General features: G+C 73.2%; 20 protein-coding genes and 1 pseudogene. 10 read left to right on the forward strand and 11 right to left on the reverse strand.

Annotated features, from left to right (window positions below; genetic code table 11):
- Positions 1-54: 54 nt before the first annotated feature.
- Positions 55-258 carry a cold-shock protein gene (locus NI17_RS10735; RefSeq protein ID WP_068690973.1) on the reverse strand — a complete coding sequence of 68 codons (204 nt, stop codon included), beginning with the start codon at positions 256-258 and terminating at the stop codon, positions 55-57.
- Positions 259-578: 320 nt separating this feature from the next.
- Here NI17_RS10735 and NI17_RS10740 point away from each other — a divergent pair, with 320 nt between their 5' ends.
- The 3 genes from NI17_RS10740 (at position 579) to NI17_RS10750 (ending at position 6,112) form a co-directional block, all read left to right on the forward strand.
- Positions 579-2,897, forward strand: coding sequence for an FdhF/YdeP family oxidoreductase (locus NI17_RS10740; protein ID WP_119267531.1), 2,319 nt, complete (start codon positions 579-581; stop codon positions 2,895-2,897).
- A 218-nt stretch (positions 2,898-3,115) separates the two neighbouring features.
- Complete coding sequence (locus NI17_RS10745) at positions 3,116-3,535, forward strand: hypothetical protein (protein ID WP_068690970.1); 420 nt, start codon at positions 3,116-3,118, stop codon at positions 3,533-3,535.
- Between the two features lie 105 nt (positions 3,536-3,640).
- Positions 3,641-6,112 (forward strand): SpoIIE family protein phosphatase, encoded by a 2,472-nt coding sequence (locus tag NI17_RS10750; RefSeq protein WP_068690967.1) that lies wholly within the window; start codon positions 3,641-3,643, stop codon positions 6,110-6,112.
- A gap of 13 nt (positions 6,113-6,125) precedes the next feature.
- Here NI17_RS10750 and NI17_RS10755 read toward each other — a convergent pair whose 3' ends face one another.
- Positions 6,126-7,031 (reverse strand): LysR family transcriptional regulator, encoded by a 906-nt coding sequence (locus NI17_RS10755; RefSeq protein ID WP_068690965.1) that lies wholly within the window; start codon positions 7,029-7,031, stop codon positions 6,126-6,128.
- Positions 7,032-7,115: 84 nt separating this feature from the next.
- Here NI17_RS10755 and NI17_RS10760 point away from each other — a divergent pair, with 84 nt between their 5' ends.
- Positions 7,116-8,048: a serine/threonine dehydratase gene (locus NI17_RS10760; RefSeq protein WP_068690962.1), complete on the forward strand. Its 933-nt coding sequence runs from the start codon at positions 7,116-7,118 to the stop codon at positions 8,046-8,048.
- 169 nt (positions 8,049-8,217) lie between these two features.
- Here NI17_RS10760 and NI17_RS10765 read toward each other — a convergent pair whose 3' ends face one another.
- The 5 genes from NI17_RS10765 to NI17_RS10785 form a co-directional block, all read right to left on the reverse strand.
- The gene (locus NI17_RS10765) at positions 8,218-9,057 is read right to left on the reverse strand and encodes a glycosyltransferase family 2 protein (RefSeq protein ID WP_068690960.1); all 840 of its coding nucleotides are present in this window, start codon (positions 9,055-9,057) and stop codon (positions 8,218-8,220) included.
- 311 nt (positions 9,058-9,368) lie between these two features.
- Complete coding sequence (locus tag NI17_RS10770; protein WP_068690958.1) at positions 9,369-9,734, reverse strand: DUF952 domain-containing protein; 366 nt, start codon at positions 9,732-9,734, stop codon at positions 9,369-9,371.
- A gap of 261 nt (positions 9,735-9,995) precedes the next feature.
- Positions 9,996-11,519 (reverse strand): aminopeptidase P family protein, encoded by a 1,524-nt coding sequence (locus NI17_RS10775; protein ID WP_068690955.1) that lies wholly within the window; start codon positions 11,517-11,519, stop codon positions 9,996-9,998.
- 481 nt (positions 11,520-12,000) lie between these two features.
- Positions 12,001-12,255 carry a DUF397 domain-containing protein gene (locus NI17_RS10780; protein ID WP_068690953.1) on the reverse strand — a complete coding sequence of 85 codons (255 nt, stop codon included), beginning with the start codon at positions 12,253-12,255 and terminating at the stop codon, positions 12,001-12,003.
- On the reverse strand, positions 12,252-13,115 hold the full coding sequence (locus tag NI17_RS10785; RefSeq protein WP_068691035.1) for a helix-turn-helix domain-containing protein: 864 nt from the start codon (positions 13,113-13,115) through the stop codon (positions 12,252-12,254). The genes NI17_RS10780 and NI17_RS10785 overlap by 4 nt, the downstream gene beginning before the upstream one ends.
- Before the next feature lie 215 nt (positions 13,116-13,330).
- Between NI17_RS10785 and NI17_RS10790 the strand changes: the two genes are divergently transcribed.
- Together NI17_RS10790 and NI17_RS10795 are read left to right on the forward strand one after the other, a co-directional pair.
- On the forward strand, positions 13,331-13,876 hold the full coding sequence (locus tag NI17_RS10790; RefSeq protein ID WP_068690950.1) for an ATP-binding protein: 546 nt from the start codon (positions 13,331-13,333) through the stop codon (positions 13,874-13,876).
- A gap of 337 nt (positions 13,877-14,213) precedes the next feature.
- Positions 14,214-14,534: pseudogene (locus tag NI17_RS10795) on the forward strand (type I restriction-modification enzyme R subunit C-terminal domain-containing protein); the annotation flags it as partial.
- Between the two features lie 77 nt (positions 14,535-14,611).
- On the opposite strand, the gene NI17_RS10800 reads toward NI17_RS10795, so the two are convergent.
- The 4 genes from NI17_RS10800 to NI17_RS10815 all read right to left on the reverse strand — a co-directional run bounded on the left by NI17_RS10800 (position 14,612) and on the right by NI17_RS10815 (position 18,995).
- Entirely contained in the window at positions 14,612-14,872 is a 261-nt protein-coding gene (locus NI17_RS10800) for a DUF3099 domain-containing protein (RefSeq protein ID WP_068690944.1), read from the reverse strand.
- 14 nt (positions 14,873-14,886) lie between these two features.
- The gene (locus NI17_RS10805) at positions 14,887-16,212 is read right to left on the reverse strand and encodes a phosphoribosyltransferase family protein (RefSeq protein WP_068690942.1); all 1,326 of its coding nucleotides are present in this window, start codon (positions 16,210-16,212) and stop codon (positions 14,887-14,889) included.
- A gap of 99 nt (positions 16,213-16,311) precedes the next feature.
- A complete protein-coding gene (locus NI17_RS10810; protein ID WP_243597711.1) occupies positions 16,312-17,184 on the reverse strand; it encodes an oxygenase MpaB family protein in 873 nt (290 codons plus the stop codon).
- Between the two features lie 554 nt (positions 17,185-17,738).
- Positions 17,739-18,995: an MFS transporter gene (locus NI17_RS10815; protein WP_369974866.1), complete on the reverse strand. Its 1,257-nt coding sequence runs from the start codon at positions 18,993-18,995 to the stop codon at positions 17,739-17,741.
- Between the two features lie 247 nt (positions 18,996-19,242).
- Between NI17_RS10815 and NI17_RS10820 the strand changes: the two genes are divergently transcribed.
- The 4 genes from NI17_RS10820 to NI17_RS10835 are packed head-to-tail and all read left to right on the forward strand — an operon-like array spanning position 19,243 to position 22,742.
- Complete coding sequence (locus NI17_RS10820; RefSeq protein ID WP_068690939.1) at positions 19,243-19,965, forward strand: class I SAM-dependent methyltransferase; 723 nt, start codon at positions 19,243-19,245, stop codon at positions 19,963-19,965.
- 26 nt (positions 19,966-19,991) lie between these two features.
- On the forward strand, positions 19,992-20,774 hold the full coding sequence (locus NI17_RS10825) for a Rossmann-like domain-containing protein (RefSeq protein ID WP_068691031.1): 783 nt from the start codon (positions 19,992-19,994) through the stop codon (positions 20,772-20,774).
- On the forward strand, positions 20,771-21,772 hold the full coding sequence (locus NI17_RS10830) for a GHMP family kinase ATP-binding protein (RefSeq protein ID WP_243597683.1): 1,002 nt from the start codon (positions 20,771-20,773) through the stop codon (positions 21,770-21,772). The genes NI17_RS10825 and NI17_RS10830 overlap by 4 nt, the downstream gene beginning before the upstream one ends.
- Positions 21,693-22,742, forward strand: a complete 1,050-nt coding sequence (locus NI17_RS10835) for a pyridoxal-phosphate dependent enzyme (RefSeq protein ID WP_068690937.1) — start codon at positions 21,693-21,695, stop codon at positions 22,740-22,742. The genes NI17_RS10830 and NI17_RS10835 overlap by 80 nt, the downstream gene beginning before the upstream one ends.
- Positions 22,743-22,782 lie beyond the last annotated feature (40 nt).

Genomic DNA, 22,782 nt, shown 5'->3' on the forward strand with positions numbered 1-22,782 from the left:
CGGACGGGGCCGCCCGGTCGTACCGGGCGGCCCCGCCGAAGCCGAAGGCAGGCGCTAGAGAGCGCGGACGTTCTCGGCCTGCGGGCCCTTGGGGCCCTGGGTGACGTTGAACTCGACGCGCTGGTTGTCCTCGAGGTTGCGGAAACCGGCGCTGTCGATGTTGCTGTAGTGCACGAAGACGTCAGGCCCACCGGCGTCCTGGCTGATGAATCCGAAGCCCTTTTCGCCGTTGAACCACTTGACGGTCCCCTGGATCATGCGATCTTCCATTCTGTGATGCTGGGTCCAGACCCACACCCTGCGGGTCTGCGGGTGCTGCGAACCTTCTTCGGAAGAAAAACGCCCGCCGGTCAACAACTCCGCGGGCGATCGCGAACGATCAGGAGAAATCAACGACTGCAACCCGCTTGTCACGCTACCACACCGGTGCCGCCGTGGCACGGACCGTGCCGGATCCGCACTCTTAATCCTTGGCCCCCGTTCTTCTCCGAGGCCGCCCCACCGGGGACAATGGGAAACGCGGCCCGGCACCGCCCCGGACCGCGGGTGGACGACCAGCAACGGAAAAGAGCTCGACCATGTCACGCGCGCCGCACGAGGACCCACGCCAGGACGCACCCCGCATCGGCGCGCCCGGCGACTCGGCCGCGGGAGTCCCCGCGGTCGTCAACAGCCTGCGGGTGGTCGGCCGCCAGGCGGGAGTGGCCCGCGGCCTGCTGACGCTGCGCGACGTCAACCAGAAGAAGGGCTTCGACTGCCCCGGCTGCGCCTGGCCCGAGGGCGACCACCGGCACGCCGCCGAGTTCTGCGAGAACGGCGCCAAGGCCGTCGCCGAGGAGGCCACGCGCCGCGCCGTCACCCCGGAGTTCTTCGCCCGCCACTCCGTGGCCGACCTGGCCGACCGGTCGGGCTACTGGCTCGGCCAGCAGGGGCGGCTGACCCAGCCGATGTTCCTGGACGCGGGCGCCTCCCACTACGTCCCGGTGTCGTGGGAGCGCGCCTTCGACCTGGTCGCCGAGGAACTGGGCGCCCTGGACTCCCCCGACGGGGCGGTGTTCTACACCTCGGGCCGCACCAGCAACGAGGCCGCGTTCCTCTACCAGCTGTTCGCCCGCAGGTTCGGCACCAACAACCTGCCCGACTGCTCCAACATGTGCCACGAGTCCTCCGGGTTCGCGCTCACCGAGACGCTCGGCGTGGGCAAGGGCAGCGTGCTGCTGGAGGACCTGTACCGGGCAGACCTGATCATCGTGGCCGGGCAGAACCCGGGCACCAACCACCCGCGGATGCTCACCGCGCTGGAGAGGGCCAAACGCGGCGGCGCCCGGATCGTCACGGTCAACCCGCTGCCCGAGGCGGGCCTGCAGCAGTTCAAGAACCCGCAGACGGCGCGCGGCCTGGCCGGGGGCGGCACCCGGCTCACCGACCTGTTCCTGCAGATCCGCCTGGGCGGCGACCTCGCGCTGTTTCGCGCCTGGAACCGCATGCTGCTGGAGGCGGACCGGGCACGCCCCGGCTCGGCGCTGGACCGCGACTTCGTCGCCGAGCACACCCACGGCTTCGAGGAGTTCGCCGAGGAGCTGTGCTCGGCCGACGACGCCGCGTTCTGGGCCGACGTCGAGCGGGCCACCGGGCTGCCGCGTGAGCAGATCGACGAGGCGCTGGCCATGATCCTGGCCAGCAGACGGATCGTGGTGTGCTGGGCGATGGGCCTGACCCAGCACAGGCACTCGGTGCCCACCATCCGCGAGATCGTGAACTTCCTGCTGCTGCGCGGCAACGTGGGCCGCCCCGGCGCGGGCGTGTGCCCGGTGCGCGGACACAGCAACGTGCAGGGCGACCGCACGATGGGCATCGTGGAGCGGCCCACCGAGGAGTTCCTGGACGCCCTGGGCGCGGAGTTCGGCTTCGCGCCGCCGCGCGAGCACGGCCACGACACGGTGCGCGCGATCCGCGCGATGCGCGACGGAAAGGTGGGGGTGTTCTTCGCGATGGGCGGCAACTTCGTGTCCGCCTCCCCCGACACCCTGGCCACCGAGGACGCCATGCGCCGGTGCCGCCTCACCGTGCACGTGTCCACCAAGCTGAACCGCTCCCACGTGGTCACCGGCGCCCGCGCGCTCATCCTGCCCGCGCTGGGCCGCACCGACCGCGACCGCACCGGCGGCGTCGAGCAGTTCGTCACGGTGGAGGACTCGATGGGGATGGTGCACGCCTCACGCGGGTCGGTGCGCCCCCTGTCGGACCAGATGCGCTCGGAGGTGGCGATCGTGGCGGGCCTGGCCCGGCGCGTGCTGGGCGCACACGACCCGGTGCCCTGGGAGGACTTCACCCGCGACTACGACCTCATCCGCGACCGCATCGAACGCGTCGTCCCGGGCTTCGACGACTTCAACGCGCGGGCGCGCCGCCCCGGCGGGTTCGCGCTGCCGCACGCGCCCCGCGACGACCGCCGCTTCCCCACCGCCACCGGGAAGGCCAACTTCACGGTCAACCCGATGACCGCGCCCGAGGTGCCGCAGGGGCGGCTGCTGCTGCAGACCCTGCGCTCCCACGACCAGTTCAACACCACCGTCTACGGCCTGGACGACCGCTACCGGGGAGTGCGCGGCGGGCGGCGCGTGGTGCTGGTCAACCCCGACGACGCCGCGCGACTGGGCCTGGCCGACGGCTCCTACACCGACATCGTCAGCGAGTGGTCCGACGGCGTGGAGCGCCGCGCCGCCCACTACCTGGTGGTGCACTACCCCACGGCCCGCGGGTGCGCCGCCGCCTACTACCCGGAGACCAACGTCCTGGTGCCGCTGGACTCCACCGCCGAGGTGTCCAACACTCCGACGTCGAAGTCGGTCGTGGTGCGCTTCGAGCCCGACAGCGGCGCGGCCGCCACGGCCTGAGCGCCCCGCGCGGGGCCTTTCGGGCTGTTGGCCGCGGCTGAGCGGTTGGAGGGGCGGCGGTCCGGGTAGCCGCGTGGGCGGGTGTCGCCGCGCCCGGGGCGGCGCCGGTGGCCGGATGCGGCCACCGCGCGTCCGCGGACGCGGTCGCCCGCGTCACACGCAGGAGAGGCCGCCGATGAGGCACCCGCCACGGCCACCCCGCCCGGAAAGGACCGGCGATGTCCACAACCGTCCCGCACCCGTCCCGTCTCGACGCCTTCACGGTGGGAATCATCGCGCTGGTCGGCGACGCCAACGCCGCCGACCGCCGGGGCCGCGGCATGGCCCTGGCCGTCGCCCCGCACGACCACCACGTGGTGTCCGTCCAGCCCGCCGACGCGCCGCTGTGGACGCCGCTGATCAGCCGCGAGGAGGCGCTGGCCGCACTGCCGGGACGCGACGCCTCCGCCGCCGAGGTCCTGACCGCCGTGGAGGCGCTGGCCGAGCGGATCGCCCCGCCCGGCCGGTCGGTGGACGTGGGGGCGCGCGGCGTGTTCGTCGCCGCCGGGACGGCTCCCGCAGCCGCTCCCCCGGTGGTCGTCGCCCCGCGGAGCGGATGGAGCACGGCGCGGACCGCCGTGTCCGCCCGGGCGGCCTGAAATCCGCACCTGGTGCCGCGCTTTTCGCACCACATCCGATGATTCCGGCTCGAACTGGGAAGTTCCTTCATGGAAAGCGCGCGCCCGGCATCAACGAGGTGAGGCATGGACAGCGACACCGACGTCTTCGGAGGGATCTCCGGCGGTCCCGTCCCAGGGGGGAACATGCCCTCGGCCACGGTCGACGCGCACGGCACCGTCGTGGCCTGGAGCCACGGCGCCCAGTGGCTGTTCGGCCCCTCTCCCCCCGAGGCCGTGGGACGTCCGGTGGCCGACCTGCTGTCCGTGGACGCCTCGGAACTGGTCGACTTCGCCGACTATCCGGCGGCGTGGCTCGGCGAGGTCTCCGCCCGCGACCGCGACGACGCCCATCTGCGGCTGCGCCTGCACGCCCAGCCCCTCGTCGACGCCCGCGGCACCCTCCAGTGGCACCTGACCGTCCTCGGCAGGGTCTCCGAGCCCGCCCGGGCGACCTCCGTGGGCGACGTCGACGTGGAACAGTTGCGGGAGTGGACCCTGGCGCAGTCGCCGCTGCCCGTGACGATCTTCGACCACAAGGGGCGGGTCGTGGAGGCCAACGCGTCCATGGTCCGCCTGATGGGGGTCTCCGCCGAGCAGGCGGTCGGGCTGCGGCTGCGCGAACTCGCCCCCCTGCCCAGCTTCGCCGAGTTCGACCAACTGCTGGACCAGGCGCTGAGCAGCGGGAAACTGATCCGCCACGAGGTGTTCGGCCGTCTGGGCGAGGGGACCCGAGAGCGCTCCTGGACGATATTCTTCGCCCCGGTCAAGGACGGCACGGGGCAGGTGCACGGCGTCGCCTGCACGGTGTTCGACACCTCCGCGCAGCACTGGGCCCGCCGCCGCCTGTCCGTCCTGGACGAGGCGGGCACCCGCATCGGCACCACCCTGGACATGACCCGCACCGCCGAGGAGGCGGCGGAGGTGCTGGTGCCCCGGTTCGCCGACTCCGTCTTCGTGTCTCTCCTGGAGTCGGTCCACCTGGGCGGGGAGCCGACGACCGAGCCGTTCCGCGGCCCGGCCACGCTCCGCTGCGTCGCCCACCGCTCGGTCCTGGGCAGGGAACTGGAGGGCACTCCCACACCGGGCGACCTGGAGCACTACCCGGAGGACTCACCGATAGTCCTCTCCCTGACCGAGCGCCGCCATCTGGTACACCGGATCGGCGACCCCTACCTCATGCGGTGGCTGGCGCGGGTCCCGCACCACGCCGCCGCCATACGCGCGCACGGAATCCACTCGCTGATGCTGATCCCGCTGCTGGTCGGCGACGCGCCCATCGGCCTGGTCGGGCTCCTGCGGCACCGGCGCACCGACCCCTTCGGCGACGACGACATCACACTGGCCCGGGACATCGCCGCCAAGGCCGCGGTGCGCATCGACAACGCCCGCCGCTACACCCGGGAGCGCACCGCCGCCCTGACCCTGCAGCGCAGTCTGCTGCCGCAGCGGATGCCGCCCAACTCCGCGGTGGAGGTCGCCACCCGCTACCTGCCCGCCGGAACCGAGTTCGGCATCGGCGGCGACTGGTACGACGTCATCCCGCTGTCGGGCGCCCGCGTCGCCCTGGTCGTCGGCGACGTCACCGGCCACGGACTGCACGCCTCGGCCACGATGGGGCGGCTGCGCACCGCCGTACGCACCCTGTCCGACGTGGACCTGTCCCCGGAGGAGCTGCTCACCTACCTCGACGACCTGGTCCTGCACCTCAACACCGAGGAGGAGACCCACCACACCGCCGAGGAGGAGGCCCGGCTCGACCTGCACTCCGAGATCGGCGCCACCTGCCTGTACGCGATCTACGACCCGGTGTCGCGCCGCTGCTCCATGGCGGGGGCCGGACATCCGCCGCCCGCGGTCGTCTACCCCGACGGAACGGTCGACTTCGTCGACCTGCCGGTCAGCCCCCTTCTGGGGGTGGGCGGCATGCCGTTCGAGTCGGTGGAGTTCGAGCTGCCCGCGGGCAGCCTGCTGGTGTTCTACACCAACGGCCTCGTGGACTCCCGGGAGCACGGTCTGGAGCAGGGACTGGACCGGTTGCGCGACCTGCTGGCCGAACCGGCGGAGTCGCTGGAGGCCACCTGCGACTCCCTGGTGCACACCCTGCTTCCCGAGGGCACCTTCGACGACGCCGCCCTGCTGGTGGCCCGCACCCGCGCCCTCGACGCGCACAAGGTGGCCACGTGGGACCTGCCCTCCGACCCCTCGGTCGTCGGCGCGGTCCGGTCCTGGGCCACCGAGCAGCTCGCCGCCTGGGGGCTGGAGGAGTTGTCGTTCACCACCGAACTGGTCGTCAGCGAACTCGTCACCAACGCCATCCGCTACGCCAGCGCGCCCATCCAGGTGCGGCTGATCCAGAACGGCTCCCTCATCTGCGAGGTCTCCGACGCCAGCAACACCGCCCCGCACCTGCGCCGGGCGCGCACCTTCGATGAGGGGGGCCGCGGCCTGTTCCTGGTCGCCCAGCTCAGTCGGCGGTGGGGCACCCGGCACCGCAACAACGGCAAGACCATCTGGGCGGAGCAGCCCCTGCCCGACCGGGAGCCCGTTCCCGTGTGAGCCGCGGTGCGGCTCACACCCGGATGGCGCGGGCCGCGGCGCGCAGGGTGGCGACCATCGCGGGCACCGGGTCGCGTGGGCGCGGCCGGTGCACCAGGAAGATCCGCCGGGCCAGGCCGGTGCCGCGCAGGCGGCGCGCCCGCCACCCGCCCTCGGCGTGGGAGCGCAGGATCGTGGAGGGGACCAGGCCGATGCCCACGCCCGCGCGGATCAGGGCGAGGGCGACCTCGTAGTCGCGGGTCTCGTAGGCGACGTTCACGCTCGTGCCCGCCTCGGCCGCGGCGGTCTCCAACGCGATCCGGTTGTGGATTCCGGGCGCACCGCAGATCCACTCCTCCTCGGCGAGGTCGGCCAGCGCGACGCGGGGCCGTTTGACGGCGGGATGCCCGTCGGGCAGCACCAGCAGCAGCGGGTCGGTGAGCAGCGGTTCGCGGCGCAGGCCGGAGGCGGGCGGCAGCGCGACCCCGGGGTAGCGGTGCGTGATGAGCAGGTCGAGGTCGCCGGAGGTGACCAGGCCGTAGCCGTCGGGCGGTTCCACGTCGCTCAACGCCAGGCGCACGTGCGGGTGGGCGCGGCGGAAGTCCGCGAGGGCGCCGGGCAGCAGGGTCCTGCCCGCGCTGGCGAACGCGCCCAGGGTCAGAGTCGGCGGGTGCTGTTCGAGGGTGGCGCGCACGGCCCGCTCGGCGTCGCGCAACTCCCCGAGCACGCGTTCGCCGTGCTCCAGCAGCACCCGTCCGGCCTCGGTGAGGCGGACGCCGCTGCGGCCGCGTTCGACCAGCACACAGCCCAGTTCCCGTTCCAGTTTGGCCAACTGCTGGGAGACCGCGGGCGGGGTGAGGGACAGGCGTTCGGCCGCCGCGGTGACGGAGCCCGCGCGCGCCACCTCGACCAGGACGCGCAGCCGGTTGGCGTCCAGCACGGTCCCCTCCGGGAATAAGAAACGCTTAATCGTCTTTAGAAAACCCAACTTTAACTTAACGGCCGCGGTGGGCAGAGTGGGATCATGACTTCGAGCATCACCGTTCCGCGTCCGGTTCCCACGGCCCTCGACGTGCGCCTGGCCGCCGAACGCACCGCGCCGCACCTGCGCCGCACCCCGCTGCTCCGGGCCGAACTGCGGGGGCGTCCGCTACTGCTGAAACTGGAGCACCTGCAGACCACCGGCGCGTTCAAGCTGCGCGGCGCGCTCAACGCGCTGCTCGCCCGGGACTCGGGCGGGCGGGTCGTCACCGCCTCGGGCGGCAACCACGGCCTGGGGGTGGCCACCGCGGCCCGGATGCTGGGGGCGCGCGCCACCGTGTACGTGCCCGAGACCGTCCCCGAGGTCAAGGAGCGGCGGCTGCGGGAGGCCGGGGCCGAGATCGTGCGCGCCGGAGCCGACTACGCGACGGCCGCCGCGGCGGCCCGGGAGTACGCCGAGGCCGAGGGCGTGCGCTACCTGCACGCCTACGACGACCCGGACGTGGTGGCGGGCCAGGGCACTCTCGGTTACGAGATCGCCGCGGACGCGCCGGACTGCGACGCGGTGGCGGTGGCCGTAGGCGGGGGCGGACTGGTCGCCGGGGTGAGCCTGGGCATCGGCGAGGAGCGCACCGCGGTGGCGGTGGAGCCGCACGGCTGCGCCAGCCTGCACGCCGCGCTCGCCGCGGGCGGACCGGTGGACGCCCCCGTGGACTCGGTGGCGTCCTCGGCGCTGGGCGCGTCCCGGGTCGGCGACGTCCCGTTCGCGGTGCTGCGCGGCCGCCGCCTGGCCACGGCGCTGGTGTCCGACACCGAGATCCTGGCAGCGCGCGACCTGCTGTGGGAGGAGTTCCGCATCGCCGCCGAACCCGCCGCCGCCGCGCCGATGGCCGCCTGGCTGGCCGGGCGGGTCCCCGGGGAACTGCCGTGCGTGGTGGTCTGCGGCGCCAACGCCGACTGGCGGCCCGTCGACTGACCCCTCTGAAAGACGCTCCGGGACGGGCCGGGGTGGCGGAGGAGTGACGCGCTCCCCGTGCCCCCGCCTCCCCGCACCACGGGGTCTCCGGGTGGTCCTGCCCCTGGGGGGTAGGACCACCCGGACCTTCCCCGGGGCCGAGGTGGTCTGGACCTCCTTGCGGCACCGGTCAGGGGATGGGCCGTGCCTCCTCGGAGCGGGAGAACAGTTTGCGCAGCGACAGCGTGCCCTCGTACGGGGTGTAGGCGCGCAGCATCAGCGACACCGACGGGAACAGGAAGACCAGCCCGGCGAACTTGAACGCCCGCGCGCCCACCGCCGCCCGCCGCTCGCCGTGCAGCGCGTAGGTGTGGTGCCAGGTCCGCAGGTAGCGGTGGAGGTCCCGCAGCGAACCGCCGATGCGGCGTGCCGAGACCGGGGCGCGCATCCGGTCGGTGTAGCACACCTTGCGGCCCAGGCGGTGCAGGTGGATGGCCAGGTCCAGGTCCTCGAAGATGTCGGGGCCGGGGCAGGCGTGCTCGCGCAGTTCCCGCCAGCACTCCTTGGTCAGCGCCATGTTGGAGCCCCACAGCATCGGGTGCCCCGACAGCATGCGGTTGACCCGGTGGCAGAACAGGCGCTGGGCGACCAGCCCGGTGCGGTGCAGCGGCGCGTCGTAGAACCAGGACGGGCCGGTGGCCGCCGAGACCGTCGGGTCGGCGAACGCCTCGGCGAGCCGCTGCGACCAGTCCGGCTCGACCAGGGTGTCGGCGTCGATACGCCCCAGGATGTCACCGGTGGCCTCGTCGAAGCCGCGGTTGCGCGCCGGAACCAGTCCCTGGGTCGTCTCGCGAATCACCCGGACCCCGTGATCGCGGTACTTCTCGGCGATCTCACCGGTCCGGTCGCTGGAGTTGTTGTCGACGACCAGGATCTCGTCGACCGGCACGATCTGGCTCACCAACGCGTCCAGGCAGCGCCCGATCACCGCCTCCTCGTTGTAGGCGGGCACCACCACCGAGATCTTCATCTTCTCCCCATCGTCCAGTGTGTCGGATACCGCGGCCCGGTCGACGGTGGCCCGAGGCCGCGCCCGCCGTCAAGGCCGACACCCCACGGGCCGTCCCACCGCGCCCGCACGGTCGGATCCGCTGCGATCGCCTCCGGTTCCCACCGCAGGCAGGAGAGATACCTATCGCACGGATCCGAACACTGCTTGGATCGCGGGTGAAGTCTTCGCCCGCCGAGGTCAAAGTATCCCGAACCGGGCGCGACCACGAGACCCCGGGAGCGGAAGTTCGCCACACCCGGCCGCGGGACCGCGGACGACGGGCGCCGTGGTCAGTCGCGGGGCACCAGTGCGGTGTAATCTCCCCGCTCGTCGCGCTCCAGGTCGCACAGCGCCACCACGGCGGAGCGGTCGATCGGCCCGTAGACGTGCCGGAACACCACTCCCTCGTCGAATCCCGGCGGGGTGGGGACCGCCTCCTCGTCCCGCACCTCCACCTCCTTTCCGAGTCCCGCCTCGTCGATCACCAGCGCCACCACGGGGCTGGGCGGATTACGGAAGAACGCGTTGGCCACCCGCAGGGTCATCTCCTCGTCGGCCACGCCGTGTACGAAACCGTCCCGCTGCAGCGAGGCGGGCGCATAGGGGCGGTCGGGTTCGGACCGCCATCTCTCGATCGGTGCCACGTGATAGATCACCGGATATTTCTATCGCGATTTCGTCCCTCTTCGGCACATTCTGACGTGAGTCACCGTCTCTTCGCCAAGAAATCACTGGACAGACCGGGTGAGAGGTTTGTTGTCCAGTGGGCGGTACCGGATTTTCCGACACGCGTTTTCGCGATTCCAGACATGTCCGCATTTTGTCCGCGCCGTCCGGTGCGTTGGTGGAGATCCGACCGGAACGCGTCCGCGCCCCGGCGCGCGGACGCCGGGGCGCGGACAGGGCGGGTGACGGGGTCAGGAGCGGGGCAGCAGGTCCGCCAGCCACGCCTCGACGTCGGCGGAGGTACGCGGCAGCGCGGCGGACAGGTTGCGGTTGCCGTCGGGGGTGACGAGGATGTCGTCCTCGATGCGCACCCCGATGCCGCGCAGCTCCTCGGGCACGGTCAGGTCGTCGGGCTGGAAGTACAGGCCCGGCTCCACCGTCATGACCATGCCGGGCTCCAGGACGCCGTCCACATAGGCCTCGGTGCGCGCCACCGCGCAGTCGTGCACGTCCAGGCCGAGCATGTGGCCGGTGCCGTGCAGGGTGTAGCGGCGCTGCAGCCCCAGTTCGACGACGCGCTCGGCCGGCCCCTCCAGCAGCCCCCACTCCACCAGGCCCTCGGCGAGCACCCGCTGGGCGGCGTCGTGGTAGGCCCGGAACGGGCGCCCGGGCCGCACCTCGGCGATGCCCGCCTCCTGGGCGGCGTACACCAGGTCGTAGACGCGGCGCTGCACGTCGGTGAAGCGCCCGCTGACCGGGAGGGTGCGGGTGACGTCGGCGGTGTAGAGGGTGGTGGTCTCCACGCCCGCGTCGAGCAGCAGCAGCTCGCCGGGGCGCACCGGACCGTCGTTGCGCATCCAGTGCAGGGTGGTGGCGTTGGGGCCGGAGGCGGCGATGGTGCCGTAGCCGACGTCGTTGCCCTCCACGCGGGCGCGCAGGAAGAACGTGCCCTCGATGTAGCGCTCGGAGGTGGCCTGGGCCTGCGGCAGCACGCGGACCACGTCCTCGAAGCCGCGCACGGTGGAGTCGACGGCCCGCTGCAACTGGCCGACCTCCCACTCGTCCTTGACCAGGCGCGCGTCGTGCAGGAAGACCGCCAGTTCGGCGTCGCGGCGGGCGGCCTCCTCGGCGGCCTCGGGCTCCCCCGTCGAGCGGCGCAGGGTGAGCACGCCCTCCAGGGCGGCGTCGTGGCCGCGCACGATGCGGGTGGGCGCATCGGGCGCGTCGCGCAGCACGTCGGGCAGGGTGCGCACGTCACGGGTGGGCAGCCCGTACAGCGCGGCGGACTCGGCGAGGCTGTTGCGCCGCCCAGTCCACAGCTCGCCGTGCCCGTCCAGCCAGAACTCGCCGTTGTCGCGCTCGGAGCGCGGCAGCAGGTACAGCGCGGCGTCGTGGCCGCCGTCGGTGCGCGGCTCCAGGACCAGGCAGCCGTCCTCGGACTGGTCGCCGGTCAGGTAGACGTAGTCGCTGGCGGCGCGGAACGGGTACTCGGTGTCGTTGGAGCGGGTCTTGAGGTTGCCCGCGGGGATCACCAGCCGCTCGCCGGGGAAGCGGGCGCTGAGCGCGGCGCGCCGCTTGGCGGTGTAGGGGGCCTGCTCGACCGGGTCCAGGTCCCGCCGCTCGGTGTCGGCCCACCCGGTGCGCATCCACCGCTCCAGTTCGGGTGAGACGTCCCGGTAGGGGCCGTTCTTGCGGCCTCGGAACCGGGGTGCGGCCTTCTGCCGCTCCTGCTCCTCGCCGACCGGCTGTCCCTCGGAGTACTGCTGCTCACTCACGGCTGCCCTCCCTGTGCCTTCGCGTGCCTCACCTGGTGCCTACCCGGGCGGGTGCGGCCCTGCTTCCCATGCTAGGAGCAGGGCGCGACCCCGCGATGATCTTGACCCCCGGGGGGCTTCTCCGCGAAACACCGCCTCCTGTTGTCGAGACCATCGCGGTTCAGAGGCGGGGAGACGAGGAGACGAGGCATTCCACCCCACCCCCCGCAACGGCCCCCACGGGTTGGCAGCGCCTGGACTCGGCGCCGGGGCGCCTCGACCGGCCACCGGCAACCCGTGGCAACCCACCGCAGGGGCCGGACTGGACACCGTACCCTCCCCCGCATGCGGAAGAGGCCCCCGGAGGAAAAGGAAACACCCGAACGGCCGGGTCCGCTTCGGCCGGGAGGCGCGGCAGCCTTGAGGCAGCCCCCGCGATGATCTCGACCCCAGTGGGCCTTTTTCGCGAAACACCGCCCACTGGGGTCAAGATCATCGCGGTTCAGAGCACGTCGCGACGCGCGGCGGCAAGGAACGCCCCCCACGCGGCGGAAGGGAAGGCCAAGTGGCCGAGGGAAGGGTGCTTGGAGTCCCGGAGGGCGGCCCCGGGGGTAGGGAGGGGGGCGACTTCGAGGCAGTTCTGATCTTGGCCGCTGTGGCTGCTCTTGCGGAAGTCGGTGGAGATGGGGGCCACCTCGACACAGTTAACCCCTTGGCCGCTGTAACTACTCTTGCGGAACACCAGTTCGTGGCTCATTCACTGCTCTCTAGAGTTTTAAGGGCTTTGGAGACGATCGTGGCAGATTGTGCCGCACTGACCGCCGATCCCTGTATATCCCCGAAAGCAGCGATATACGGCTGCACGTCCTCGGGCAACTCCAGGTAGAGCGCTTCGTTCAGTGTCTCCACGCACACGATGGTGGGGTCGAGCGGACTGGGGAACTCCAGGATGGTGAACGGGGCGGTCAGCGCGGCGTGTGCGCCTGCGGCCAAGGGCAGGATCTGCACGTCGATGTGCGGCATCTTCGCCATGTGCAGTAGGTGACGGAGTTGACCGGCCATCACCTCTCGCCCACCGATCAGACGCAGCAGGGCTGATTCGTCGATGACCGCGCGCAGATGGACTGGGTCGAAGCGGGTGAGGATTTCCCGCCGCGTCATGCGGGCCTCCACCCGGCGTCGGATCACTCCGTGGTCGGTGTACCTGCCGCCCCGGAAGATGGCTTCGGCGTACTCGGGAGTCTGCAACAGCCCGGGAATGACCTGAGATTCGAATGCTCGGACGGTGGATGCCTCGGCCTCGAAGTCCGGAAGCGCCTCGTTGCCGAACACGTCGCGATACTTCATCCACCAGCCCCGCTCCTTGGCGTCGCGGGCGAGCTGGTGTAGGGCCTCACGCTTCTCAACTTCCTCAACCTTGTAGAGGTTCAGCAGTTTGTCGAGGTCAGCGGCCTTGATCGTCTGCGTCTCGGAATTCTCGATCTTGCTGAGCTTACCCACAGCCCACTTGAGTTCCTGGGCGACCTGCTTGGTGGTCAAACTCTGCTGGTGACGGGCTTGACGAAGTTCAGCAGACAGACGACGGCGACGGATGGACGGGCTGTGCGGCTGACGCATGGACACGGCTTCACCTCTACTCTCAAAGGAAATTTCACTATCCAACGTTGACTCTAGTGAAATTCACTTTTACTGTAAAAGTGTAGCCAGCGACCACCGCACCACAGACAGTCTTCCTGGTCAGGCTATGCCCCGTCCGCCCGCCGTGTCCGAGGAACCGGACTGTTTCGCGGACGCCCCTTACCGCACAGTCACAACCACTCCGAGGAGTCTGCATGCCGCTACTCGCACCACCCCCGCTACCCTCCGTCACTGTCCCGTTGGGACTGGTGATCCCGCCCGGCAAGGAGCACTACTTCGACACCACCGCCAAACCCGTGCACTACCGGTGCCGCTCCTTCGAGTTCCGAGGCGAGACGGCCTTCCTGCCCCTGGTCCACGCCTTCCTCACCACCTGCGCGGCCGGACGTGACCCCGACTACGCCTACCTCTTCCGCCTGCTCGGCGTGGAACTGGCCACCAACGCCATTCAGCACACCAACTCCGGCCAACCGGGCGGCACCTTCACCCTGCACGTGGTGCGCACCCCCACCCACATGAAGCTGACCTGCTCCGACTCCGGCGACGGCCGCATCCGTCCCATCCGCGACCCCGAGTACCTGGCCCCGCTGCCGATCGACCCCGACCGCGAGGGCGGCCACGGCCTGGCCCTCCTCGACGCCCTGGCCACCACCTGGGGCGACGACGGCCGCCAAGCCTTCCGCCGCGTCTGGTTCACCCTCGACCACGACCTGGCAGGAAGCGCCTGGCCCACCCTCTGATCACCAGACTGGCATCGTGCCTTGCCCGCCAGGCGCGAGAAACTTCGGTTGTCAACAGAGTGAGCGACGGACGCTACCGCCCCGTCCCCCCGTGCCCCCGCATCAGCGACAGCGGCAGCACAAGCAGGTGGTGATCCCCGCACACGCGGGGATGGTCCGACGTTGAACCGCCACCACGGCACCGCGTGGCCATGCTCCCCGTGTATGCGGGGATTGGGTCCCGCCCCGCTGGGGCGGGACCACGACAGCGGCTGGCCAATCCGCTGGGCGACGCCGAGGTGAAGACCCGCCTCGTCGAGCGCGGGCGGCCTCGGCCGCCGAGGTCTGCACCGCAGAAGAGCTGCGGCGGGCACAGCGGGAGCACGGCGGCGGCCTCGGCCGTCTGGTGCGCGTCCTGCTCGGGCTGGACCGCGACGCGGTCGAGGCGGCCTTCGCCGCCTTCCGCCAGGGCCGCTCCCTCGGTGCCGCGCAGGCCCGGTTCGTCGAGACCATGATCGGCTACCTGGAGGGCAACGGGACGCTGGACGTGGGCGCGCTGTACGAGTCGCCGTTCACCTCGCTGGCCCCCAACGGCCCCGAGGACCTGTTCGGCGAGGCCGACCTCGACGCGCTCGTCGCCGTCCTGGAGCGCATCGAGGCGACCGCCGTGCCCTCGTGAGGACACGGCGGTCGCCGAACAGGCACGGCCTCGCCCCGGCCGGGTCACCTCCCGCAGGAGGCCCGCCGGTGTCGAGGTCACCGCCGTCGGCGCACGTTCGGGCCGAACCTGGCCTCGCGTTCCCTCGGGTCGTCGGGGTCGGGGGAGTTGGCGATGAACACCGCCACCGGCGGGATGACCGCCGCGACCACGCACAGCGCGATGGCCCACTCCACGCCCGCGAGCATCCCCACCGGGACGGCCAGCGCGAACAGGAGCAGGCACACCGCCATCAGCACGACGTAGCGCCGTCTGCGGCGCGGCGCGTTGCGCCAGCGGTCGCGGACCACGGTTCTCATCTCCTCCGCGTCGTTCAGCCCCGCACCGGGCGCGGGGCCCGGGCCAGGTGGCCGGTGAACCAGTCGCGAGCCAGCTCCGCCACGGTGGTCAGCGCGCCCGGCTCCTCGAACAGGTGGGTGGCCCCGGGAATCACGGTGAGCCGGTGCTCGCAGCGCAGCCGCGCCTGGGCCTGCCGGTTGAGGTCGAGCACGTGCGGGTCGTCGCCGCCGACGATGAGCAGGGTGGCGGCGCGCACCGACTCCAGGGCCTCCCCCGCCAGGTCGGGGCGTCCGCCCCGGGACACCACGGCCTGGACGTCGCTGCGCGGTTCGGCCGCCGCCGCCAGCGCCGCCGCGGCCCCGGTGCTCGCGCCGAAGTAGCCGACCGGCAGCTTCGCCGTCTCGGGGCGTTCGCGCACCCACTCGGCCGCCACGGCGAGCCGTCCGGCCAGCAGGCCGATGTCGAACACGTTGTCCCGGTTCTCGGCCTCGGCCTCGCTGAGCAGGTCGAACAGCAGGGTGCCGAGTCCGCCCCGGTTCAGCGCCTCGGCGACCTCGCGGTTGCGCGGCGAGTGCCGTCCGCTGCCGCTGCCGTGCGCGAACACCACGACCCCCACGGCCTGCTCCGGCACGGTCAGGTGCCCCGGCAGCCGGATGGGACCGGCCTGGATCTCGACCTCCTCGTCCACCCCGCCGCTCGGCGGCGCGTGCTCGGTGCGGGGGCGCACCGCGGCGCGCGCCAGCAGTTCGGTGACCTCCAGGTCGGAGGTCTGGGTGAAGTCGGTGTACCACTGGCCGATGGAGGAGAAGTCGTCCGGTGTCTGCGGGCAGATCACCTCGTCGGCCTCCTGTTCCAGCCGTTCGACCGCGTCGGGCGCGCCCACCGGGGTGGCCACCACCACCCGGCGCGCTCCCAGGTGGCGGGCGACCTGGCAGGCGGCGCGCGCCGTGGAGCCGGTGGCGATCCCGTCGTCGACGACCACGGCGGTGCGGCCGCGCAGCGGCATCCGCGGCCGGTCTCCCCGGAACTGGCGTACCCGGCGCTCCAGTTCCTGCCGTTCGCGCTCCTCCACGGCGGCGAAGTCGCGTTCGTCGGCCCCGGCCATGGACATGACGCGCGCGTCGACGACGCGGGCGCGGTCCTCCCCGATCGCGCCCATCGCCAGCTCCGGTTGGAACGGCACGCCGATCTTGCGGACCACGATCACGTCCAGCGGCGCGGCGAGCGCGGTGGCGAGTTCGTAGGCCACGGGAACGCCGCCGCGCGGCAGGCCGAGGACGACGACGTCGTCGCCGTCCAGCCGCTGTGCCGCCTCCGTGGCGAGCCGCCGTCCCGCGTCCGTCCGGTTGGTGTACGTCATCTCCGCCCTCCCCGGCGAGACTTCCCATGGGGCGGGCACTACCCGAGCGGTCCGTGCTGATTCGGCTTCCCGGGCACGTATTCGTCGAGGAAGCGGGGGTCAGGAGGCGGGGTCGGCGCTCCAGGCGGCGCGGATCTCGGCCGGTGGCCAGGACGCGGGGTCGCGCAGTCCGGGCAGGCCGCGGCTGACGTCGTATCCGGCCGCGGCGAGGCGGCGGTCGGCGGCCTCGGCGCGGCGCACGGTGACCTCGTCGAACAGCAGGTTGTACAGCGGGGTCGGCACGGCGTGCAGCGCGGCGCGCAGCGCGCCCAGGGCCGCGGTGACGGCCACCTGTGTTCCCGGGGGTTCGGGCAGCAGGCGGTAGTCGCGGCGGGCCCAGTCGGGCAGCGTGTGGTAGGCGAGCGCGCCCACGGGCAGCCACAGCGGCTTGAGCGGCCGCAGCCAGGCGAGCCGGTCGGGCAGGGCGGGCCACATCAGGTAGCGCGCCGCCGCCACGGCCTCGGGCCCGGCCCGCAGCGCGGGCCGGGCGGCGGCGAGGTAGCGGCGCATCTGGTCGACCGAGGCGGGCACGTCGGCGGGGTCGAGTCCGACGTGGGCGGCGGTGCGGGCCTGCTCGGCGAGGTAGCGGTCGGCCTCGGCGCGGCTGAGCCGCAGCCCCGCGCGGGTCACCACCTCCAGGTAGGAGGTGACCTCGGCGCAGTGCACCCACAGCAGCAGGTCGGCCTCGTCGACGCGGTGCCGCCGTCCGGTGGCCGGGTCGGTGAAGGACAGCCTCGCGTGCACCCGGCGCACCCGGGCGGCGACCTGTTCGACCTCGGCGGGGCTGCCGTAGGTGGTGACGGCGACGTAGTCGGCGGTGCGCAGCAGGCGGCCGGTGGGGTCGGTCCGGAAGTCGGAGCGCTGCCACACGCCCTGCATGGCCACCGGGTGCAGCGCCTGGAGCATGAGGGCGCGCACCCCCGCCACCCACATGGCGCGGTCGAGGTGCACCCGCCAGGTGACGTCCTCGGGCAGGGCGGCGGTCGGCCGCGTCGACGCCGCGTCCGTCCGCTCCTGCCGCTCCTCACCGGCCCTCACACGCACGATGCTACCGCCCCGAAACATCCCATCATGGGGATACCCCTCGTGAGCAGGGCGGATGCGCGGTACGGCCCACGTTCTCGGCGTGGACGCGGTCCGCTTCCCTGCCCGCCCGAACCGGGCCGCCACCCCTCGGGGGATCCGTGCTCCGGAGCCGCCGCACCGCCTCCCGGTCCCCGCGCACGGGGAACCGGGCGCCGCCCTGCCGGACGGCCCGGTCGCCTCCGAGTCCGAGTCCGCCTGCCCGCTGTCGGCGCGGGGATCGGCGAGCTGTCCGGGACCGCCGACACGCGCGCGGCGGAGCCGAGCCGCGCGACGCACTGCGGCCGCCGCTCACCGCCGGTTCCGAGACGACGTCCTCGGTCCCGGCCGGCGGCGGCCGAGGTGCCGCGCCGGTCCGGCGGCGTGGCCGCGCCGCCGTTCCCGGACTCGGCGCGAAGGCGCCCTCACTCCCGGCCGCCCTGGGCGGGTGGCCTGCGGGAGAAGTGCCGGGCCCCGGGGGCGAGCGCGGCGGCCGCGGGCGCCAGGAAGCACACGAGGGCGCAGACGCCCAGAACGGTCGGCGCGCCCAGGGCGTCGGCGGCGGGGGCGATGAGGGCGAGTCCCACCGGGGCGAGCCCGTAGGACAGCAGGAAGTCCAGCGAGGAGACCCGGGCGAGGCGGCTCGGGTCGACCTCGCGCTGCGCGGCGGTGAACCACGGGACGTTGAACAGTTCGACCCCCACCCCCGCCACGACGTAGGCGGCGACCACCACCGCGGGATGCGCGGGGGCCAGCAGGCTCAGCGGCGCGAACCCGTAGCAGGCGAGTCCGGCCAGCGCGGCCCACCCCTGGGCGCGGGGCCTCCAGCGCGCCATGAGCAGCGCCCCCGCGAGCGCCCCGGCGGTGTAGCCGGTCAGCGCCGCGGCCAGCACCGCCTCCGTTCCGTAGTGCTCCCTGCTGGCCTCGGGGAGCAGGACCCCGGTCGCCGAGTAGCCGGTGGCGATGACGGCGGTGAGCGCGCCCAGTCCCGCGAGGAACCAGGGGTGGCGGCGCGCCTCCCGCAGGCCGTCGAGGAACTCGGTGTGGAAGGGGTCCCGTCGCGGCGGCGCCGTCGGCGCGGCGGCGCCCCGGGGTGGGAGCGCCGCCGCGGCCAGCCAGAGCAGGCCGGTGCCGACCAGCAGGGGCACGGTCCCGGTGACGGTGGCGAGCAGCGCGGTCAGGCCCGGCCCCAGCAGGGTGGTGACCCGCACGGCCAGCGTCATGGCGGCGTTGGCCTGCTGGCGGCGCGGTTCGTCGACGACCTCGCGGGTGAGGGCCTGGAAGGCGGGGCGGCAGGCGCCCTGCCCGACGCCGACCACGGCCGCGGCGGCGGCCATGACGGCGACGGACCCGTCCAGGCCGAGCGCGATGGCCGGGGAGGCCAGCGCCGATGCCGCTCCCGCCCAGCCCACGACCCGCCGGCGGGAGTAGCGGTCGGCCAGGACCCCGGCGACGGGGACCGCGGCGAGGAATCCGGCGGTGCGGACGGCGAGCACCAGGCCGAGGCCCGCGGCGGTGAGGGAGCCGTCGAGCACGGCGAGGCCGAGGACGAACGGCAGCGCCCAGGTGGCCAGTCCGGACGCGACGGTGCCCGCCCACAGGCGCAGGAAGGCGGTGTCGCGCAGCAGACCCGTCCGCTCCGCGGCGGGGGCGGCCAGGGCGGTGGGCGGTGGGGAGGGCACGGATCATCATCTCCTCGGACACGGGAGTGGGAACGGCCACCCACTGTAATGAAAACGATTATCAATCGCATACTGAACCCTCGCCCCGGAAAACTCCACCGCCGGGGCTAGGGACGAAAATGGTTTTCATTTATAGTGTGACCGCCTCCGGCCGAACCCGGGCAGAAGGCGCATACGGCATCCCGTGGACAATCCGGGAAGAGCACCGCCCCGGCCCCATCCGCGAACCACACACGAGAGGATCCGCGTGGACCACCCCCTGGTCGCCCAGCTCCCCCCTCCCCTGCCCGCCGACCGCGTCATCGCCGTCAACCAGCCCAGGACCGACCTGGCCTCCCACCGCTCCTACACCTGGAACGGCTGGACCCTCGACGTGCCGCCCGGCGTCTTCCTGCCCGGCGCCACCAGCCGGATGATCCACCAGCGCGTCCTCGACGGCGGGATCGACGTCCGCGGCCGACGCTACGCCGCCATGGGCGTCGGCCTGGGCGTCGAGGCGGTGGCCGCCGGACTGCGCGGAGCCCGGGAGATCTACGCCATCGACGTGCACGCCGACAGCGTCGCCACGACCGCGCGCCACTACGCCCGCCTCGTCGGCGACCGCCCCGCCACCAGGTTCGTCCCCGTCGTCGGGAACGTCTTCGACGGCCTCCCCGACGGAGTGCGACTCGACGTCGTCACCTTCAACCCGCCCGCCGTCAGCCAGCCCGTCAGCGACGACCCCGACGTCGTGCGCAACGTGTGCGTGGGCGCGTCGCTGCTGGAGACGTTCTTCGCCCAACTCGCCGGACGGGACCTGCTGGCCCCCGGCGGCGAGGTGTTCGTCATCGTCTCCAACACCGCCGACCTGCGCCGCATCGTCGGCGCCGCCCTCGACCACGGCCTCGCCCCCGAGATCGGCCACCGGCACGACTGGGGCGACGGCGTGGTGACCCTGCTGTTCCGCTTCACCCGCGGGGAGGGCGCGTGAACACCGTCGCCGCCCTGACCGACCGCGTGCTCGCCGGCCTGTCCGGCCTGTCCGGTCCGGCCGCGCCCACCGCCACCAGCGTGTTCTGGCTGCACCACGGCACCCGGCTGGCCGACGGGGACACCACCTACCTCAACCACTACGTCCTGGTCCGGGCGGGCCGCGCGTTCGGCGCGTGCGCCTTCGAACCCGGCGAGGTGGACGCCGCCGTCTGCGCCGAGGCGTCCGGCCGCCCCCTCGCCGACCTGCTGCGCGCGGGCCCGCTCCCGCTGCGCCTGGCCGCCCTCGACGCCTGCCTGGCCCGCTCCCTCCCCCACCGCGACGATCCCCGCGCCGAGGCGGTGCCCCTGCCCGCGGGCACCCCCCAGGAGCGGGCCCTGGCCCGCGACGCCGCCGTCGCCGGGCTCCTCGACATCCCGCCGGGCGCGAAGGTGGCCCTGATCGGCGTCGTCAACCCGCTGGTCGCGGCGATCCGCGAGCGCGGCGGCGAGTGCCTGCCCTGCGACCTCAACCTGCGCACCACCCGGTGGGGCGACCCCGTCACCGCCGACATGGACGAGGTCCTCGACGCCGCCGACGCCGTCGTCGCCACCGGCATGACCCTGGGCAACGGCACCTTCGACGAGATCCTGCGCCGCTGCCGCCTGCGCGGGACGCCGCTGGTGGTCTACGCCCAGAGCGGCAGCGCCGTGGCGCGCGCCTTCCTCGGCTCCGGCGTCACCGCCCTGTCCGCCGAGCCCTTCCCCTTCTCCCAGTTCAGCGCGGAGACCACGACGCTCTACCGCTACCGCGCGGAGCACGAGGCATGACCCCCGGGACCGGCCTGGCCCCCTGCCACCACGGCGAGATCCTCCAGGGGGTCTTCGCCGACGGGCGGAAGGAGCCGTGCCGGGGACTGGTCACCCTCCCCCTGGCCGCCCCCCTCACCCGCGCCGTGTTCGTCCCGCTGCCCGGCACGCCCGCCCGCCGGATCGCGGTCGCCCCCTCGGGGCGCGCCAAGGCCGCCCGGGCCGCGGCGCTGGCGGCCGCGGAGTGCGCCCGCCGCTCGGGGCTGCCCGCGTGCGGCGGACGGCTGCGGCTGAGCGGCGGCGTCCCCGTCGGTCTGGGCATGGGCTCCTCCACCAGCGACGTCATCGCCGCCGTCCGCGCGGTCGCGGCGGCCTTCGCCGTGGAGCTGTCGCCGGAGGAGGTGGCGCGGATCGCGGTGCGCGCCGAGACCGCCGCCGACCCGACCATGCTGGACGCGCGGCCGGTGCTGTTCGCCCAGCGCGAGGGACGCGTCCTGGAGGACCTCGGCCCCGCCCTGCCCCCCGGCGTCGTCGTGGGCTGCCTGACCGGCGGCGGACGCCCGGTCGACACGCTCACCCTGCCCCCGGACCCCTACGGTGCGGCTGACCTGGCCGCCTACGAGCACCTGCGCGCGCTGCTGCGGCGGGCGGTCGCCGACGCCGACCCGCTGCTGCTGGGCCGCGTCAGCACCGAGAGCGCCCGCCGCAACCAGCGCATCGCCCCCAAACCCGAGCTCGACCTGCTGGAGAGGGCCGCCCGGCACAGCGGCGGCACCGGGGTGCAGGTCGCCCACAGCGGCAACGTCGCCGGTGTGCTCTTCGACGCCGCGGCCCCCGACCTGACCGAACGCGTGCGCGAGTGCGTGTGCTTCCTGCGGGACAGCGACGTCCCCGTGACCCGGATCTTCCGATTCCCCTCTGGTGTGACGGAGCGTGAGCATGGACGACCACATCTGCGAAGCGATCGGCCGACCGGACCTGGTGAACCTCGACGGAGGACTCGTCTGCCTGCGGTTTGAGACGATGAAGGCGCTGTCGGCCCTGGCCGCGGTGCGCCACCTGCTCGACACGGGCACGGTACGGCCCGGCGACACCCTGATCGACAGCTCCAGCGGCATCTACGCCTACGCCCTCGCGCTGGCCTGCCACCGGTTCGGGCTGCGCTGCCACATCGTCGGCTCCACGACCGTCGACCATACGCTCCGCGTCCAACTGGAGGTCCTCGGGGCGCGCCTGGAGCAGATGGAGCCGTCCTCGGACCTGAAGCTCGACCAGAGCCGCCGGGTCCGCAGGATCAGGGAGATCCTGCGCGACCACCCCGACTACCACTGGATGCGCCAGTACCACGACCGCGTCCACTACCTGGGCTACCGCACCGTCGCCGACACCGTCGCCGAGCGGGTCGGCGGCGGCCCGCTGACCGTGGTCGGCGGCGTCGGCTCGGGGGCGTCCACCGGGGCGCTGGCCCGCTACCTGCGGGAGCGCTCCCGCGACACGGTCCTGGTCGGCGTGCAGCCGTTCGGCAGCGTCACCTTCGGCTGCGAGCACCTCACCGACCCCGAGATCATCATCGCCGGGATCGGCAGCTCGATCCCCTTCGGCAACGTCGACCACGCCCTCTACGACACCCTGCACTGGGTCGGGTTCCGGGCCGCCCTGGCCGGAAGCGTGGACCTGCTGCGGCGGCACGCGGTCTTCGCCGGACTGTCCGCGGGGGCCGCCTACCTCGCCGCGCGCTGGGAGCTGCGGCGCGCTCCGGAACGGACCGTGGTGTTCGTCGCCGCCGACACCGGCCACCGGTACGTGGACTCGGTGTTCGCCCGGCACCGCGAGGCCCCCGACATCGACTCCCTCGCGCCCCGCGAGACGGCCGATCCGTCCCGTCTCGCGCTGCCGTGGTCGCGGATGGACTGGGGCCGCGCCCCGGCTCCCGAGTCGGCCCGGTGGCCCGGCGACACCACCCCGTCCGGCACGGTCCCGGTCGCCTGACCGGCGCGCCGGGGCGGCCCCGTCGGCCGCCCCGGCTCCG

The sequence above is a fragment of the Thermobifida halotolerans genome, from assembly GCF_003574835.2.
In the GTDB taxonomy this organism is placed as follows: Bacteria; Actinomycetota; Actinomycetes; order Streptosporangiales; family Streptosporangiaceae; genus Thermobifida; species Thermobifida halotolerans.

Coding starts and splice junctions, on each gene's coding strand:
- NI17_RS10790 (WP_068690950.1), top strand. CDS start 13,331: ATGCCGCTACTCGCACCACCCCCGCTACCCTCCGTCACTGTCCCGTTG.
- NI17_RS10765 (WP_068690960.1), bottom strand. CDS start 9,057: ATGAAGATCTCGGTGGTGGTGCCCGCCTACAACGAGGAGGCGGTGATC.
- NI17_RS10830 (WP_243597683.1), top strand. CDS start 20,771: ATGACCCCCGGGACCGGCCTGGCCCCCTGCCACCACGGCGAGATCCTC.
- NI17_RS10800 (WP_068690944.1), bottom strand. CDS start 14,872: ATGAGAACCGTGGTCCGCGACCGCTGGCGCAACGCGCCGCGCCGCAGA.
- NI17_RS10745 (WP_068690970.1), top strand. CDS start 3,116: ATGTCCACAACCGTCCCGCACCCGTCCCGTCTCGACGCCTTCACGGTG.
- NI17_RS10835 (WP_068690937.1), top strand. CDS start 21,693: ATGGACGACCACATCTGCGAAGCGATCGGCCGACCGGACCTGGTGAAC.
- NI17_RS10735 (WP_068690973.1), bottom strand. CDS start 258: ATGATCCAGGGGACCGTCAAGTGGTTCAACGGCGAAAAGGGCTTCGGA.
- NI17_RS10785 (WP_068691035.1), bottom strand. CDS start 13,115: ATGCGTCAGCCGCACAGCCCGTCCATCCGTCGCCGTCGTCTGTCTGCT.
- NI17_RS10750 (WP_068690967.1), top strand. CDS start 3,641: ATGGACAGCGACACCGACGTCTTCGGAGGGATCTCCGGCGGTCCCGTC.
- NI17_RS10810 (WP_243597711.1), bottom strand. CDS start 17,184: ATGTGGGTGGCGGGGGTGCGCGCCCTCATGCTCCAGGCGCTGCACCCG.
- NI17_RS10780 (WP_068690953.1), bottom strand. CDS start 12,255: ATGAGCCACGAACTGGTGTTCCGCAAGAGTAGTTACAGCGGCCAAGGG.
- NI17_RS10760 (WP_068690962.1), top strand. CDS start 7,116: ATGACTTCGAGCATCACCGTTCCGCGTCCGGTTCCCACGGCCCTCGAC.
- NI17_RS10740 (WP_119267531.1), top strand. CDS start 579: ATGTCACGCGCGCCGCACGAGGACCCACGCCAGGACGCACCCCGCATC.
- NI17_RS10805 (WP_068690942.1), bottom strand. CDS start 16,212: ATGACGTACACCAACCGGACGGACGCGGGACGGCGGCTCGCCACGGAG.